Origin of the sequence: Methylobacterium sp. J-076, assembly GCF_022829405.1 — a bacterium.
Classification (GTDB): Bacteria; Pseudomonadota; Alphaproteobacteria; order Rhizobiales; family Beijerinckiaceae; genus Methylobacterium.
Genome location: NZ_JAKSXW010000149.1, coordinates 24961 through 40391, shown reverse-complemented (window position 1 = coordinate 40391; position 15431 = coordinate 24961). Strand labels below are relative to the sequence as shown.

Genomic DNA, 15431 nt, shown 5'->3' with positions numbered 1-15431 from the left:
GCGAGACGACGCTCGCGCACTCACGCCCCTCCCCCCTCTGCGGAGCAGGGGGGAAGAGGGACGACGGGGAGGTTTTCGCGGATTGAAGGGCCATCACGCCGCCAGCGCGTCCTTCGGCGCATAGTGACAGGCGGCCCAGTGGGCGGCGCCCTTGCGTTCCAGGGCGGGGGCCTTGGTCCGGCACAGGTCGGTGACCTGCGGACAGCGGCCGGCGAAGACGCAACCGTCGATCCGCGATTTCAGGCTGGGCACCATGCCCGGAATCTCGGCCAGCCGGGTCATCTCGCCGTGCGCGGCGGAACCGAGGCGGGGCACCGCCCCCATCAGGCCCTTCGTGTAGGGGTGGCGCGGGCTGCGGAACAGGTCCGCCACCGCCGCCTCCTCGACCTTGCGGCCGGCATACATCACCACCACCCGGTCGGCGACCTCGGCCACCACGCCGAGGTCGTGGGTGATCAACATGATCGCCGCGCCGACCCGGCGCTTCAGGTCCCGCATCAGGTCGAGGATTTGCGCCTGGATCGTCACGTCGAGGGCGGTGGTCGGCTCGTCGGCGATCAGGAGCTTGGGCGAGCAGGCCAGCGCGATGGCGATCATCACCCGCTGGCGCATCCCGCCGGAGAGCTGGTGCGGGTATTCCCGCACCCGGCGCTTCGGCTCGGGGATGCCGACGAGGGTCAGCATCTCCACCGCCCGCTCCTCCGCCTGGGACCGGCTGAGGCCCTGGTGCAGGCGCAGGGTCTCACCGATCTGCCGGCCCACCGTGAGGACCGGGTTCAGGCTGGTCATCGGCTCCTGGAAGATCACGCTGATGTCGTTGCCGCGGATCTTCCGCATCTGCTTGTCGGTGAGGTCGAGGAGGTTGGTGCCCTGGAAGCGGATCGCCCCCGCGATGGCGGCCGGCGGCTCGGGCAACAGCCGTAGGATCGACATGGAGGTGACGGACTTGCCGCAGCCGGACTCGCCGACGATGGCCAGCGTCTCCCCGGCGCCGATGGTGAAGGAGACGCCATCGACCGCCCGGTTCACCCCGTCGGGGGTGCGGAAGTGGACCTGCAGGTTCTCGATGGCGAGGAGTGGGGCCTGTGTCATGCGTCGCGCCTCACACTTCCTTGGCCATGCGGGGGTCGAGGGCGTCGCGCAGGCCGTCGCCGACGAGGTTCACCGCCAGCACGGTGAGCGAGAGGAACGCCGCCGGGAACAGGATGATGTAGAACTTCACCTGCCAGAGCGCCCGGCCCTCGGCCATGATGTTGCCCCAGGTCGGCACCGAGGGCGGAACGCCCGCGCCGATGAAGGAGAGGATCGCCTCGGTGATCATCGCCGAGGCGCAGATGTAGGTGGCCTGCACCGTCATCGGCGCGAGGGTGTTGGGCAGGATGTGCCGCCAGATGATCGCCGGCATCCGCGTGCCGGTCGTCACCGCCGCCTCGACGTAGGGCTGCTCGCGCAGCGACAGCACCACGCCCCGCACCAGCCGGGCGACGCGGGGGATCTCCGCGATGGTGATGGCGACGATGACGTTCTGCACCGAGCCGCGGGTGAGCGCCATGAGGGCGATGGCGAGCAGGATCGGCGGGATCGACATCATCCCGTCCACGATGCGCATGACGATGCCGTCGAGCCAGCGCACCATCCCCGAGACGAGGCCGATGGCCAGCCCGCCGATGGAGGCGAGGATCGCCACCGAGAAACCGATCAGCAACGAGACCCGCGCCCCGTAGATCACCCGGGAGTAGATGTCCCGCCCGAGCATGTCGGTGCCGAACCAGTACTGCTCGGAGGGAAAGCGCGTGCGCTTGGCCGGCGAGAGCGCCGTGGGGTCCACGGTGCCGAGCCAGGGGGCCAGCAGGGCGGCGAGGAGGATGAGCGTGAGGATGACGCCCCCCGCCACCACCGTCGGGTAGCGCCGCACGAAGCGCCAGACCGGGCCCCGGGCCTTGCGGGGGGGGATGACGTCCGGGAGGGGGGCCGCCACGGCCGGGGCGGCGGCGTCCATCGGGGGGGCGATCGTCGCGCTCAATAGCGGATCCTCGGATCGAGTATCGTATAGAACAGGTCGATGGCGAGATTGACCAGGACGTAGGTGAAGCTGAACAGCAGAACGACGCCCTGGATTACCGGATAGTCTCGCCGCAGGATCGCATCCACCGTCAGCCGGCCGAGGCCGGGGATGGCGAACACCGTCTCCGTCACCACCGCGCCGCCGATCAGCAGGGCGATGCCGATGCCGATGACGGTGACGATGGGCACCGCGGCGTTCTTCAGGGCATGGACGAACAGGATGTTGCGCTGGGCGAGGCCCTTGGCGCGGGCGGTGCGGACGTAATCCTGGTTCAGCACGTCGAGCATGGTCGCCCGCGTCACCCGGGCGATGAGGGCGATGTAGACGAGGCCGAGGGTCACCGAGGGCAGGATCAGGTTCGACAGCCAGGGCCACAGGCCCCGGGCGATGGGCGTGTAGCCCTGCACCGGCAACCAGCCGAGCTGGAGGGCGAAGACGTAGGCCAGCACGTAGCCCACCACGAAGACCGGCACCGAGAACCCGGTGACGGCGAGCCCCATCACCAGCCGGTCGACCCACGAGCCCGCCTTCCACGCGGCCAGCACCCCGAGGGGCACCGACACGACGATGGCGAAGATCAGGGTGACGAGCATCAGCGAGACGGTGGGTTCCACCCGCTGCCCGATCATGGTCGTCACCGGCAGGTTGGTGAAGATCGAGATCCCGAGGTCGCCGTGCAGGATCCGCCACGCCCACTCCCCGAACCGGACGAGGAACGGCCGGTCGAGACCCAGCGAAGCCCGGATCCGCTCGATGTCGGCGGGAGTCGCCTGATCGCCCGCGATGATCGCGGCGGGGTCGCCGGGGGAGAGGTAGAGGAGGCTGAAGACGAACAGCCCCACCACCGCCATCACCGGGATCGTGGCGAGGATCCGCCTGCCAATGTAACCGAGCATCGGAACCTCAGGTCTTCGATACGCCCCAGACGAACGGGATCGGCCCCTTCGTGACGCCCGACACGTTGGCGCGCCACGCTTGGTAGTTCAGGAAGAAGCCGGTCGGCCCGTAGACGACGCCATCGAGCGCCGCCGCGTTCGTCTTGTCGATGGCCGCCTTCTCCGTGGCGAGGTCCGGGGCATCGAACCACTCGGCGATGCCGGCCTCCACCGCCGGCACGTTCGGCCAGCCGAACCACGCCTTGTCGCCGTTGGCGCGCACCGCCGGGTAGCCCGCCGGATTGATGGCGTCCGCCCCCGCGTGCCACGTGTGGAACATGTTCCACCCGCCCTGGGACGGGGGCGCCTTCGACGCGCGGCGGGTGCCCACCGTGCCCCAGTCCGTCGCCACGAAGTCGACGTTGAAGCCGATCTGCTTCAGGAGGTCGGCGGTGATGTCGCCCTGCGCCTTGGTGATCGGCTGGTCCTGCGCCACGATGCAGACCACCTTCTCGCCCTTGTAGCCCGCCTCCTTGAGCATCCTCTGGGCGGTCTTGATGTCGCCCTTGCCGATGTTCGCCCCGCCGGCCTCGCTATACAGGGCCGTGCCGGGGGTGAAGAACCCCGGCAGGGGTCTCCACAGGGCCTCGTCGTCGCCGACGATGGCGCGCATGTAATCCTCCTGGTTCATGCCCACGAGGACCGCCTGCCTGATCTTCGGATTGTCGAAGGGCGGGTGGAGATGGTTCATCCGGAAGGAGCCGACGTTGCCGAGCGGGTCGGCGATGTCCACCTTGATGTTCGCGTCCTTGCGCAGGAGCGGCACGAGGTCGGGGATCGGGCTCTCCCACCAGTCGATCTCGCCGTTCTGCAGCGCCGCCGCGGCGGTGGCGGCATCGGGCATGATGATCCATTCCAGCCGGTCGATCAGCATCCGCTTGCCGCCGGCCAGCCACGAGCTCGGCTCGTCGCGGGGCTTGTACTCCTTGAAGGTCTCGAAGGCGGCCCGGGCGCCGGGCACCCACTCGTTGCGCATGAAGCGCATCGGCCCCGAGCCGACATACTCGGTGATCTGCGTGAACGGATCGGTCTTGGCGATCCGCTCCGGCATGATGAAGGCCACCGGGGCATTGGTCTTGCCCAGGGCGTAGAGCAGCTTCGGGAACGGCTTCTTCAGCACCCAGCGGAACGTCCGGTCATCGACCGCGACCAGCTCCTCCTGGATCGCCTTGATCATGCCGCCGATCGGGTCGCGGGCCATCCAGCGGGTGAGGCTCGCCACCACGTCCTTGGAGAGCACCGGCTCGCCGTCGTGGAACTTCAGGCCGGACCGGAGGCGGAAGGTCCAGGTCAGCCCATCGGGGCTCTTCTCCTCCGACTCGACCATCTGCCGCTGGGGCTTCAGGTCGGCATCGACGCCGTAGAGCATGTCCCAGACGAGGGCGCCGGCATTGCGCACAACGTACTGGGTCCCCCACACCGGATCGAAGTTCGCGAGGTTCGACTGGGGCACGAAGCGCAGCGCCTTGCTGCCCTGCGCCAGGGCCGGCGCGGCGAGGCGGGGGGCCGCGAGGCCGGCGGCGCCGAGGGCGGCGGAAGTCTTGAGGAAGGTCCTGCGGTCCATCGTCGTCTCCAAGCCGGGGCTGGCCGCCCGGTGGGGCAGCCCGCTCAGGGCGTCGGTCCTTCGTTGAGCTCGCGCGGCACCCGGTGACGGGTCCGCGAGCCCCCATGCCGGGGCCCGCATCCGCGCGACGGGCGATGAGGCACCGGGATCGCCGGGCTCGGATCCGGTCTTTGCAAGCGCCGGGCCACCTTGGCCGTATCCTCCCGAACCGTTGAGTGGACGCCGACACCGTAATGTGTATGCGGCGGGCGTCTAGTTCGGCCGGCCGCCGGCCCCCGCCCTCCCCCAGCAAAGATCGGCCGCACGCCCCTCCCGGGCGGCACGGGCGTTGCGTGGCGGAGGCGACATTATTCAGAATGCCAAGGGGGCCCGATGAAGAGACGCACGCTGATCACGAGCGCGGGCGTCCTGCTGGCGGGGGCGGTGGCGCGGCCGGCCCTGGTGCGGGCGGCCCCCGCCTCGACCCTGCGGTTCGTGCCCTATGCCGATCTCGCGCTGCTCGACCCCATCATCACCACGAACTACGTTACGCGGACCCACGCGCTGATGGTGTTCGACACCCTCTACGGCCTCGATGCCTCGTACCGGGCCCAGCCGCAGATGGTGGCGGGCCACACCATCGACGATGGTGGCCTGACGTGGCGGCTCACCCTGCGCGACGGCCTGCTCTTCCACGACGGAACGCCGGTGCTCGCCCGCGACGCGGTGGCCAGCCTGAAGCGCTGGGGCCAGCGCGACGCGTTCGGGAGCGCCCTGTTCGCGGCGGTGGAGGAGCTGTCCGCCCCGTCGGACAAGGAGCTGCGGTTCCGCCTCAAGCGGCCGTTCCCGCTGCTGCCGGAGGCGCTGGCGAAGCCCGTCTCCTACGTGCCCGTGATCATGCCGGAGCGGCTCGCCGCCCTGCCGCCCACCCAGGCCGTCACCGAGATGGTCGGGAGCGGGCCGTTCCGCTTCGCGGCGGACGAGCGGGTGGCCGGCTCCCTCAACGTCTACCGCCGCTTCGAGGGATACCGCCCCCGCGAGGGCGGCACCGCGAGCTTCACCGCCGGGCCGAAGGTGGCGCATTTCGAGCGGGTGGAGTGGCGCACCATCCCCGATGGGGCGACCGCCGCGGGCGCCCTGCGCTCCGGCGAGATCGACTGGTGGGAGCAGCCCCTGGTGGATCTCGTCCCCGGGCTCGCAAGCCAGGCGGAGGTGCGGATCGCCCTCATCGAGAGCGCCGGCCTGATCGGCCAGATCCGCCTGAACCACAGTCAGGCGCCCTTCGACAACCCGGCCGTGAGCCACGCCCTGCTGACGGCGGTGGACCAGGGCGAGATGATGGATGCGGTGGCGGGGACGGACCACGCCATCCGGCGCGGCCCCTGCGGGATCTTCACCCCCGGCGGCCCGATGGCCTCCGATGCCGGCATGGGGGCCCTGACCAGCCCCCGGGACCTCACGGCCGCCAAGCGGGCCCTGGAGGCGGCGGGCTACAAGGGCGAACGGGTGGTGCTCCTGGCCGGCACCGACGTGCCGCGCATCTCGGCGATCTGCGAGGTGATGGGCGACGTCTGCCGCAAGCTCGGCATGAACCTCGACTACGTCGCCACGGATTGGGGGACGGTGAACCAGCGCATCCTGAACGCCAAACCCATCGACCAGGGCGGCTGGTCGATGTTCGGCGTGTTCTCGGGCGGCCTCGACCAGCTCTCCCCGGCCTACCACCTCGCCGCCAGGGGCAACGGCCGGGCCGGCATCCCGAGCTGGCTGTCCGATGCCCCGATCGAAGCGCTGCGCGACGCGTGGTTCGAGGCCCCCGACCTGCCCGCCCAGCAGGCACTGGCGGCCAAGATCCAGGCCCGCGCCCTCGCAGTCGGGGCCTACCTGCCCTGCGGCCAGTATTTCCAGCCCTCCGCCTACCGGCGCGACCTCGACGGCGTGCTCACCGGCTTGCCCCTGTTCTGGAACGTGCGCCGGGCCGCCGGATAGGGACCCGGCGCGACGTTCAGGCCAGATGGCGCCCCTCGGCGGCGCCGAACTGGAGGTAGTGCATCAGCGGGTCGATGTGAGCCGCCGCCACGTCCGGATTGGCCGCGAGATACGCCGCGGTGTGGAACGTGGCCGAGGGGTCCCTCCCCTCCTTCCAGCCGGACTGGTCGTAATGGGTCAGCGGATCGATATGCGCCGCCGCCACGTCGGGGTTGTGGGCGAGGTAATAGGCCGGGTCGAAATACGCGTCGGCCTTCCGGCCCTCCGTCCAGCCCGAGGCCTCGTAGTGCTGATAGGCGAAGGCGAAGGTGTCGCCCCCCGAAGCGAGGGCCGCCTTGGCCACGTCGGGATTGGCCAGGAGGTAATACTCGGCGTCGAACGACCCATGCGTGAACGACGCGGCCTTGCCGATGGCGTCGTAGGCCTGCCGCCCCTCGGCCTTTCCGAATTGCAGATAGTGGCTGAGCGGATCCATGCCCGATGCCTTCACATCGGGATTGTTGAGCAGGTACAGTTCGTTATCGAAATGAGCCGAGGGATCCCTGCCCTCCTTCCACCCGTTCTGATCGTAATGCGTCAGCGGGTTGATGCCGGCCTTGGCGACGTCGGAATTGGCCGCGAGATAGCCGGAGGTCGAGAAGTCGGCGTTCGGATCGCGCCCCTCGTGCCAGCCGAACTGGTTGTAATGGGTCGCGGCGTCCATGTGGCTCGACCACACGTCCTTCTGGCTCGCGTTGTAGTAGAGGTTGTCGACAAGCGACGCGTTGGGCGACGTGTCGATGCTCCCGTCCGCGAAGACGACCGTGTGGGCTTTCGTGACGTCGGTCACGCTGCCATCGGTGCCGATGACCACATCGTGCCCGCCCGCGAAGGAGAACCGCGCCTCCGCCAGGGTGAAGCCGAAGGTCACGGTGGCATCCGACGAGACGGTCTTCAGCGCCGCGTTGGAGGCCGGCTGCGCCACGGCGGCGGCGGCTTGCGCGCCGTAGAGCCCGGGATCCTTGCCGTCCGGCGCGGAGACGGCCTGCTGGGTGACGGCCACCGCGTTCGGGTCGTTCGAATAGACGCGGACATAGTCGATCAGGGACGAGATCGGGACGCCGGCCGTATCGGCGTTGTTGCCGCTGGCATTCTGCGTCGCAAGGTTGGCCAGAAGGTACATCGGACTGTGCATGTCCGACGGGGTGGACTGCGAGCCCATCAGACGTCCATCGACGTAGAAGCTGATCTTGTCGCTTTGCCAGTTCACGCCGTAGGTGTGGTAGCCGGTGGGATTGGCCATCTCACTGTAGACTTGACGGTTGGTCTGCCACGCCACCCCGTTCTGCGGATCGGTGGTGTGGATGGTGCTGTAGACCCCGCGGTCGTTGGCCCCGTAATGCTCGACCACGTCGAGCTCCTGCCAGTTCCCCGCTTTGTTGGGATCGGGCGTCTGGGTGACGGGCATGAGCCAGAACGCATCCCAGGCCCCCTGCAGGCTCGAGAAGTCGGCCCGGATCTCGAAGTAGCCGTAGGTCTGCGCGAAGCTGTTCTTCGTATGGATCAGGCCGGATTCCCAGCTCCCGGGATATCCCGAGGGTGTCTTGTCCGGCACCGCCGTGATGGCGAGCGCGCCGCCTGCGACCTTGAAGGGATCGTAGCCCGACGACGGATCCACGAAGGACGAATGGCCGAACCCGATGTCGGAATTGGCATCGTAGCGCCATTCCGGCCGGATATCGGCCCATGTCGTCCCCACCCCCGATTGCGAGATGCTCCGGGTGTTGAACTCGTCATCGAAGGTCAGACGATAACCGGAAAGATCGATCGACGACATCTAGAGGGTCCGCTGGCGCAGCTGTCCCGCCGATCAAGACCTTCCGCCATTAATTATTGGTTCCGCCCCCCCGGTCGGGCAGCTTCGACATGGTGTCGCTTCAGGACATCCTGGCGCGCGAAGAGCCACACGCGCTCGTACTGTCGAACGACAACGCGTCACTTGCTGACCTATCCACAGACCATCGGCCGCACGACGGCCGCTCTGCATCGCCGGACTTCGCCCGGCCGTCGCACAGTCTGAGGGATAGCCGGGATGGGGTTGGTGGGCGGTGACGGGCTCGAACCGCCGACCCTCTCCGTGTAAATCAGATGTCCGGGGGCGGATGCTTGCCGGCTGGCGCTTACCAGCCCTGCGACGCCCTTGTTTGCGCTCCTAATTTCGCTGATACCTTCTCCGTGTTCGCCGACGCGCCCGTTGGCTGGTACTCGCCCTGCTTACTACGTGCTTACCAGCCCATGCGCCTCACCAACCAGTCGGCCGCTGCGATCAAGGTGCCGGAGGGGAAGGCCTACATCCTCGTCTTCGACGACGATCTGCCGGGCTTCGGGCTGCGTGCCAACGCGGGCGGCTCGCGGGTCTGGGTCGTGCAGTATCGCAACACCCTCGGCCAATCGAAGCGGGAGACGTTGGGCAAGGTCGGCCTGCTGTCGGCGGCGGACGCGCGCCGTGCGGCGGCCGAGAAGCTCGCCCGAGTCCGCCTGGGCGCGGATCCTGGCGCCGAGCGCGAGGCCGAGCGGAAGCGGGCGGCGGTCACGGTGGCCTCGAAGGTCGACGCCTACCTCGACGCCCTGCAGGCGCGGGTGCGCGAGAAGGGGCACAAGGAATCGGCCTACTACATGCGAACGGTCTGGGCGCCGCTTCACCGGACCCCTGTCTACGCCGTCACCCGCGCCCAGGTAGCCGAGCGCCTGGGCGAGGTCGTGAAGGGCTCCGGGCCGCACGCCGCGAACCGGGCCCGCACGACGTTCTCGGCCTTCTACCGGTGGCTGATCGAGGAGGGCGTTGCGGAGGCGAACCCTGTCGTCGGCACGCGCAAGCCGGCGAAGGAAGAGAAGCGCCAACGGGTGCTGAAGCCTGCAGAGATCGGCGCCGTGCTCGCCGCTCTCCCAGCCGGGGACTTCGGACGGATCGTCCGTCTGCTGCTACTCACCGGCCAGCGCCGCGACGAGGTCGCCTGCATGGCTTGGGACGAGGTCGATCTGGGGGCCGGGCTTTGGCGCCTGCCGCGCGAGCGGACGAAGAATGGGCTACCGCACGAAGTGCCGCTCTCGGCCCCTGCCCTGACGATCCTGGCGGATGCGCCGCGCGTCGAGGGGCGCGATCTGGTCTTCGGCAGTGGGGTCGGGGGCTTCCAGGGGTTCACCCGGGCAAAAGCGGCGCTCGACGCAGCCTCGAAGGTGAAGGCCTGGCGGCTGCACGATCTTCGCCGGACGGTCGCCACGGGGATGGGCGACCTGGGGGTGCTGCCGCACGTCGTCGAGGCGGTGCTCAACCACGTCTCCGGCACGAAGGCCGGCGTGGCCGGGGTCTACAACTATGCGCTGTATAACCCGGAGAAGAGGGCGGCCCTCGACCTATGGGCGCGCCATCTTGCGGCTCTCGATCCAGGCATCGAGCTCGCCCCGGCGGACGCCGTAGCAGCGGGCGGATAGCTGGAGCAGCGGCGGCCCCTCGCCGTTCCTGCAGATGTGGCGCAGCGTGGTCGGCGAAAGGCCCAACTCGCGCGCCACGTCCGGGAGGCGGACGACGAAGCGTGCGGGGTCAGCCTGTTGCATCGGTTCCTCCGTTCGGGCGGATATGGGGAAGGAGTGGTGTCAGCGACCCATTCTCATGGGCGAGGCGCATGTGCTCGCGGACGGCCTCGCCGAAGGTGACGCTGGTGCCGGGCGGGATCGTGTTGGCCAGGAATTCGTCCTCGAACACGACGATGCCGACCGCGACGGCTTCGAGCTTCGCCTTGATGACGAGGGCCAGGGCCCGCCAGCGGGATCGGCAAGCCTGCTCCCACGCGGTCTCGGCTGCTGATGCAGAGCGATCGCGGCCGGTCTCGGTCTTCGCGAAAGCGGCATCCCTCAGGTCCGGCATCACGAGCCTGAACATGATCCGCCGGCCATGCATGGTGAATTGGATCGCAGCCTGCGTGTCGCTCTCCATGTGAGCGAACTCGCTGGCGCCGTAACGGCGGACAGTGGTCCGGATCTCGTCGATGCTGCGGTTCATCGGGACCGATGTGTCGGCGGCGTAGCGGCGGGGCATCAGAAATCCCCCGGAGCGACCTGACAGCAGACGATCCCGCGCGAGCGTCACAGGGCGACCACGCTGGCCCGGTCCTCGAACACGAGGTCGGGCGTGCGGCCCTCGTCGAGCCATTCGGCCTTCAGGACGGTGTCGGCGCGGTGATCGCCGGCCGCGCGGGTGCGGATCGGGATATGGCCGAGGCCGTGCTCACCGAGCCAAGCCGTCGTCTTGTCCCGGACCTCGTCCGACCGGCCCGACCAGATCTCGACATGCGCGCCGGTCGCGTCGAGCGCGAGGAGCGTCCGGATGATCGGGTGGCAGGGCTCGTCCTGATCGCAGGCCGCGTAAAACCCGCGCCAGTCCTTGTCGCGGCTGGGCCGGTTCAGGAAGTGCGCGCGGTGCTCGGTGAGGGCGAGCGTCCCGTCGAGGTCGAAGACGACGAACATGTGCTTCCTCATGTGGCGCTGAACTTGATCCGTCAGGGCTTCTTCCTGGTGGGTCATGCTGCGGCTCCGCTGGTCGCCTCGGTCGGCCGCACACCGTGCTCGGCCAGGGCTTCGAGGTCGGGGATCATCTCCGTGCGGATCTCCGCGCGGGCGTAGGTCCAGCCGGGCAGGCTGGCGTGGAGGTAGCGGCCCTTCCGGCCGTTGATCCGCCAGAAGCCGGGGAGGTTGGCCCAGCTCTCCCACCATTCGCCGCGACGGGGCCGGGCGAGGTCGACGTGCACGACGGATTTCGCGCCCATGGTGGACGGGTCGGCGATAGCCGCGCGGAGCACGCGAGCCGCCTCCCCTGCGATGCGGCGCTCCTCGTCGGTCGGCGGCGGGAGTGGCTTCGTGGCGCGGCGGGTCACGCTGCCCCCGCGATGTCGAGTGCGTCATCGGGAACGAGGGCCTGCCAGCGGATCAGCACGCCCTCGAAGGTGAGAACGTTGCCGTCCTCCGGCGGGTGCTCGGCCCACCAGAACCCGGCCATGGCCTCAAGATCATCGAACCCGTCCGCCTGGGCGAAGGCGTCCATCTGGGCCCTGGTGATGAGGTAGCGCTCGCCGATCTGCATCAGCTCGGCGGCTCCGCGCTTCGAGAACGCGAACCGCACAGGCAGAACCTCGGTGCATTGGCTCTCGCCGAGCCGCCGGCACTGCCGCGTCCGCATCCCCGTGTAGAGCTGCACTCTCTCGCCCGGCCGGGCGTGGCGCGACCGGCCCACACGCTCGGCCCGGATCGTCTGCGCCTTCGTGCCGGCCAGGATCGGCGGGCCGAATTGCTTCTTGAAGCTGTAGGCGACCATCAGGCGCGAGCCTCCGGGAAGCCATTGTGCTCGACGCCGTCGAGGAGGCGGCCGGCGGCCTTCTTGCCGACGCGCGAGATCTGCTGAAGGTCGAGGCGCGGGTCGTCGACGAGCAATTGCCCATCGTTGGCCACCACCGACCAATCAGTGCGCAGCACTCCCGGCGCCCACTCGCCCCATTGCTTGAAGAAGAACGCCACGCCCTGGATGGCGCATTGCTCACGGATCGACCGAACCCATGCCGGGTACATCGGCCGCGCACCGGGCCCGCTCTCGCCGCCGACGATCACCAGATGGATGCCGGTGAGGTCGATGGCGCCGAGGCCTTCGAGCAGCGGCTCGATAGACAGGAACCGGATCGCCGCCGGCACCGTGCGCAAATGGTCGAGGTTCCGCAGCCGCTCACGGTCCTCGATGGTCGTGCCAAGCCATACGTTCGGCCAGCCCGCGCCCCATGCCGCCGCGCCGATCTCCGGCGTCGGCAGCATCTTGGCGATGTTCTGCGGACGCTTCGTCAGCAGCATCCAGTCGAGGTTCGGCGTCTGGCTGATCCGGTGCCAGAGGTCGTCCCGCCACCGGGCAGGCACCTGATTGTCGAAGACGTCGGCGAGCGATGCGCAGAACACGCGGTGGCGCTCGCCAGCCGCAGCAGCGGCGCGGTCCCATTTGACCGGCTGCTGCCAGTTCGAAACGCTGGTGCGACGGCGCTCGCCGGCCCAGAGGTGCGATTGCCCGGTGCGCTTCGCCCAGCCCTCCGCATAGCAATGATCGCAGGCCGGCGAGATCCGCGTGCAGCCGACCCACGGGTTGAAGGTGTGGTGCGTCCACTCGATCTTGCTGTTCTTAGCCACGGGCGGACGGCCGACCCGACCATCCCAGCGCAGGACGGCGCATCTTCGCGTTCGTTCATGGATCTCCTGCGCGGGGTGATGGCCGGAAGTCGCGCCCTGGCCGACGACCAGGGTGGCGCCATCGTCACCGCTGGTACGGTGAACGCCTACGTCGCCGCGACCGCCTCGGGCGTCACGACGCTCCGGCCTGGCTTGAGCCTCCTCGTTCAGATCGACCGCACCAACACCGATGCGGCCACGCTCAACGTGGACGGGACCGGTCCGAAGCCATGGCGCGATGGTGATGGCTCTGACTTCGTGACCGGCGCCCTGCCGCCCAAGCGCTTCGTCCGGGTGACGTGGGACGCTGCCCGTGGGTGCTGGATCAGCGACGTGCTCTCGCTCTTCGCCTTCGATGTCGCATTCCGGGCATGGATGGCGAGCCTGCCGACTGCGCCCGATGGACTCGGCCCCGGCAAGCCCTGGAAGATGGGCAGCGCCTCGGGCGGCTACAGCCTCAACCTCACCGGGACGAACACCTGATGCGCGCTCTCGTTCGCCTTTTCCTGGCTGCAGCCCTGGTGCTGCCGCAGCCTGTCCTCGCCCTCGACCCGGGCAAGGTGCCCCCGATTACACTCGGCACCGGCTCAACCGGCGACGTGTCTGGAATGAGCGTCATCCCATCGCCGGGGGCTGCCTCCGGCACGCTTGCCCGAGCTCTCGCTGATCAGGCTACCGCAGTCGCCGCCAAGGCGCCGCTCGCTTCGCCGACTTTCTCCGGGACCGCTTCAGTGCCGGTGCTGACGCTCACGGGTGCAGGCTCCTCGGGCGCAGTTGACGGGATGAGTGTGACTCCGCTCGGCCGCGGCGCGTCGAGCACGCTGTCCAGACTCTTCGACAGCTCGATGAGCCTCGCATCGTTCGGCGCGAAGGATGACAATGCGACGGACAATACCGCCGCTGTGCAGGCGGCGGTTAACTCGGCCTCGGCCCTCGGCCGCACCCTCGTGGTCAGCGCCTCGACCGGCGGGACCGGTATTTTCCGGATGAGCCCCAGCATCGACTGGAAGAACGTCTCGCTCCGGCTCGACAACAGCGTCTCGTTCGCCAACGTCGACGGCTCGCCCTACACCGGCAAGTTCTCGGGCAACACCCAATTCGATCAAGCGGTTCTGGTTGGCTCTGGAAGAATGGGACAGCAGGGTCGAAAGATCGAGTTGCCCGGCCAGATCTATAACTATTCTAACACTCTCGGGAATAGTCAGCAGCCGACTTTTTCAGCGTTCCGCCTATTCGACGGACAGCCGACACCGCCCTCCAATTCAGCCTACTATGGCATGGGCCCGGCTTACTACGGGTATGTCGGGTGGGGATCCTCCGGTACGCCTTCGGCTGGCTCCGGCGGCATCTTCGGTGGCCAGATGAACATTTTTCGGGCCAACAACGGGAACGGGGTAAACATCAACTGCACGCTAACTGCTGGCAGCATTTACGCAACAAACTGCAACAGTACGGCAGGTGTATTCGATCCGGCCAAGATTACTAGCACCACCGCCGGCATTCCAATCAACACGTATTTAGACGTGTCTGGCAACCATCCTGGTGTGACAGGTACTATTGCCCTCGACACGACTTACACCGGCACGACGATGGAAAACGTCGCGCTTTCGGTAAACGGCTCTCAGTTCGTCGGAAGTCTGTTCACCAACAGCCCGTATATCGATTATGCCACTGACGTCTCGAAGGTGACAGTCGGTGCCGCTGTAACCCGGGTGTCCGACGGCTTCGTTGTCGGGAAGGTTATCGTTCCGGCGAACATGGACCGGATTAAGATGTCCGCCGCCTATACCGGTGCTTCGACGAGCTTCCAGGGCGCAACGCTCAACGTCGTCTCTGGACGAGGTGAGATCACGCCTTTCACTTATGGCGTGAGCCTGTCCAAAGACTACAACATGCCCGGTCTTTCGATTTACCAGGACATCAATATGTCCTCGAATTACTCCACCAATGCGGCGGACCAGGAAGGCTACCTCTCCGGCATTACCAATCTTGTCGTGAAGTGGGCTCCCGGATGGGCGCTTGATCGGCTGCATCAGGGCTCATTCGGCATGCAGACCGTCACCCGGCCCGGGGGCGTCGGGTATGACTTCGTCGATCGTGGCGGCCTGACGAGCCAACCCCTGTTCGCCGGCAGTTACGTCGGCGGCTGGGCCGGTCCGCTCGGCACAGCACTGGACGGGACGTCGGCCTCAGCGCTGCCGGGGTTCTACGTCGGCAGCCAGATCGGCTCCCTCGGCTGGAATGGGACACAGCAGGTCACCATCGGATGCAGCGTCTGGTGCCCAACCGGATCGCGGTCGAAGTTCACCTTCGGCCAGATCATCAGCGACTACACCCGCGAGGGCCTGACGATCGCGAACCCCATCGGGACCGGGGTCACTTCCCTGCACATCCAGTCGAACGCTGGGGACGCCTACATCGACCCCAACTTGGTGGTCAGCGGCTACATCCGTGAAGCCGTGTCGAACCCTCCGGCGTCATCGACAGCCGCCTGTGCGGTCGGACAACGCGCCTGGGACGCGAACTACGAATACCGCTGCGTCGCCGCCAACACGTGGAAGCGTGCAGCCTTGAGCGCCTTCTGAGATCACTGACGGGCTGTCTCTCCATCATCGAAAGGCGCCTCCGGGCGCCTTTTTCTTTGTCCGGACCCTTCGATGCC

At 68.0% G+C, this 15431-nt stretch carries 15 protein-coding genes; 4 read left to right on the top strand and 11 right to left on the bottom strand.

The genetic code is table 11. The features are described 5' to 3' along the window. Positions 1–93 precede the first annotated feature (93 nt). The 4 genes from MKK53_RS22325 to MKK53_RS22310 are packed head-to-tail and all read right to left on the bottom strand — an operon-like array spanning position 94 to position 4564. Positions 94–1092 (bottom strand): ABC transporter ATP-binding protein, encoded by a 999-nt coding sequence (locus tag MKK53_RS22325; RefSeq protein ID WP_243930962.1) that lies wholly within the window; start codon positions 1090–1092, stop codon positions 94–96. A gap of 10 nt (positions 1093–1102) precedes the next feature. Then, a complete protein-coding gene (locus MKK53_RS22320; protein ID WP_409564397.1) occupies positions 1103–2023 on the bottom strand; it encodes an ABC transporter permease in 921 nt (306 codons plus the stop codon). Then, positions 2020–2961 carry an ABC transporter permease gene (locus MKK53_RS22315; RefSeq protein WP_243930961.1) on the bottom strand — a complete coding sequence of 314 codons (942 nt, stop codon included), beginning with the start codon at positions 2959–2961 and terminating at the stop codon, positions 2020–2022. The genes MKK53_RS22320 and MKK53_RS22315 overlap by 4 nt, the downstream gene beginning before the upstream one ends. Before the next feature lie 7 nt (positions 2962–2968). Then, positions 2969–4564 (bottom strand): ABC transporter substrate-binding protein, encoded by a 1596-nt coding sequence (locus MKK53_RS22310; protein WP_243930960.1) that lies wholly within the window; start codon positions 4562–4564, stop codon positions 2969–2971. A gap of 372 nt (positions 4565–4936) precedes the next feature. Between MKK53_RS22310 and MKK53_RS22305 the strand changes: the two genes are divergently transcribed. Continuing rightward, positions 4937–6532 carry an ABC transporter substrate-binding protein gene (locus tag MKK53_RS22305; protein WP_243930959.1) on the top strand — a complete coding sequence of 532 codons (1596 nt, stop codon included), beginning with the start codon at positions 4937–4939 and terminating at the stop codon, positions 6530–6532. 16 nt (positions 6533–6548) lie between these two features. Here the strand turns inward: MKK53_RS22305 and MKK53_RS22300 are convergent, their stop codons facing one another. After that, positions 6549–8348 carry a glycoside hydrolase family 16 protein gene (locus MKK53_RS22300; RefSeq protein ID WP_243930958.1) on the bottom strand — a complete coding sequence of 600 codons (1800 nt, stop codon included), beginning with the start codon at positions 8346–8348 and terminating at the stop codon, positions 6549–6551. A 458-nt stretch (positions 8349–8806) separates the two neighbouring features. Here MKK53_RS22300 and MKK53_RS22295 point away from each other — a divergent pair, with 458 nt between their 5' ends. Continuing rightward, the gene (locus MKK53_RS22295) at positions 8807–10003 is read left to right on the top strand and encodes a tyrosine-type recombinase/integrase (RefSeq protein WP_243930957.1); all 1197 of its coding nucleotides are present in this window, start codon (positions 8807–8809) and stop codon (positions 10001–10003) included. On the opposite strand, the gene MKK53_RS25750 is transcribed toward MKK53_RS22295, so the two are convergent. From MKK53_RS25750 to MKK53_RS22270, 6 genes are all read right to left on the bottom strand, one after another. Then, positions 9926–10126: a helix-turn-helix transcriptional regulator gene (locus MKK53_RS25750; protein WP_409564396.1), complete on the bottom strand. Its 201-nt coding sequence runs from the start codon at positions 10124–10126 to the stop codon at positions 9926–9928. The genes MKK53_RS22295 and MKK53_RS25750 overlap by 78 nt on opposite strands. Then, a complete protein-coding gene (locus tag MKK53_RS22290) occupies positions 10113–10607 on the bottom strand; it encodes a hypothetical protein (RefSeq protein ID WP_243930956.1) in 495 nt (164 codons plus the stop codon). Before MKK53_RS22290 ends, MKK53_RS25750 begins: the two co-directional genes overlap by 14 nt. A 47-nt stretch (positions 10608–10654) precedes the next feature. After that, entirely contained in the window at positions 10655–11092 is a 438-nt protein-coding gene (locus MKK53_RS22285) for a hypothetical protein (RefSeq protein WP_243930955.1), read from the bottom strand. Next, on the bottom strand, positions 11089–11367 hold the full coding sequence (locus tag MKK53_RS22280) for a hypothetical protein (protein WP_243930954.1): 279 nt from the start codon (positions 11365–11367) through the stop codon (positions 11089–11091). Before MKK53_RS22280 ends, MKK53_RS22285 begins: the two co-directional genes overlap by 4 nt. Before the next feature lie 71 nt (positions 11368–11438). Then, a complete protein-coding gene (locus tag MKK53_RS22275; RefSeq protein ID WP_243930953.1) occupies positions 11439–11879 on the bottom strand; it encodes a hypothetical protein in 441 nt (146 codons plus the stop codon). Then, positions 11879–12730: a phage Gp37/Gp68 family protein gene (locus tag MKK53_RS22270; RefSeq protein ID WP_243930952.1), complete on the bottom strand. Its 852-nt coding sequence runs from the start codon at positions 12728–12730 to the stop codon at positions 11879–11881. Before MKK53_RS22270 ends, MKK53_RS22275 begins: the two co-directional genes overlap by 1 nt. Positions 12731–12787: 57 nt before the next feature. On the opposite strand from MKK53_RS22270, the gene MKK53_RS22265 reads away from it, so the two are divergent. Both MKK53_RS22265 and MKK53_RS22260 read left to right on the top strand, forming a co-directional pair. Then, positions 12788–13252, top strand: coding sequence for a hypothetical protein (locus tag MKK53_RS22265; RefSeq protein ID WP_243930951.1), 465 nt, complete (start codon positions 12788–12790; stop codon positions 13250–13252). After that, on the top strand, positions 13252–15354 hold the full coding sequence (locus MKK53_RS22260) for a hypothetical protein (RefSeq protein WP_243930950.1): 2103 nt from the start codon (positions 13252–13254) through the stop codon (positions 15352–15354). The genes MKK53_RS22265 and MKK53_RS22260 overlap by 1 nt, the downstream gene beginning before the upstream one ends. Positions 15355–15431 lie beyond the last annotated feature (77 nt).

Coding starts and splice junctions, on each gene's coding strand:
- MKK53_RS22325 (WP_243930962.1), bottom strand. CDS start 1,092: ATGACACAGGCCCCACTCCTCGCCATCGAGAACCTGCAGGTCCACTTC.
- MKK53_RS22315 (WP_243930961.1), bottom strand. CDS start 2,961: ATGCTCGGTTACATTGGCAGGCGGATCCTCGCCACGATCCCGGTGATG.
- MKK53_RS22310 (WP_243930960.1), bottom strand. CDS start 4,564: ATGGACCGCAGGACCTTCCTCAAGACTTCCGCCGCCCTCGGCGCCGCC.
- MKK53_RS22305 (WP_243930959.1), top strand. CDS start 4,937: ATGAAGAGACGCACGCTGATCACGAGCGCGGGCGTCCTGCTGGCGGGG.
- MKK53_RS22300 (WP_243930958.1), bottom strand. CDS start 8,348: ATGTCGTCGATCGATCTTTCCGGTTATCGTCTGACCTTCGATGACGAG.
- MKK53_RS22295 (WP_243930957.1), top strand. CDS start 8,807: ATGCGCCTCACCAACCAGTCGGCCGCTGCGATCAAGGTGCCGGAGGGG.
- MKK53_RS25750 (WP_409564396.1), bottom strand. CDS start 10,126: ATGCAACAGGCTGACCCCGCACGCTTCGTCGTCCGCCTCCCGGACGTG.
- MKK53_RS22290 (WP_243930956.1), bottom strand. CDS start 10,607: ATGCCCCGCCGCTACGCCGCCGACACATCGGTCCCGATGAACCGCAGC.
- MKK53_RS22285 (WP_243930955.1), bottom strand. CDS start 11,092: ATGACCCACCAGGAAGAAGCCCTGACGGATCAAGTTCAGCGCCACATG.
- MKK53_RS22275 (WP_243930953.1), bottom strand. CDS start 11,879: ATGGTCGCCTACAGCTTCAAGAAGCAATTCGGCCCGCCGATCCTGGCC.
- MKK53_RS22265 (WP_243930951.1), top strand. CDS start 12,788: ATGGATCTCCTGCGCGGGGTGATGGCCGGAAGTCGCGCCCTGGCCGAC.
- MKK53_RS22260 (WP_243930950.1), top strand. CDS start 13,252: ATGCGCGCTCTCGTTCGCCTTTTCCTGGCTGCAGCCCTGGTGCTGCCG.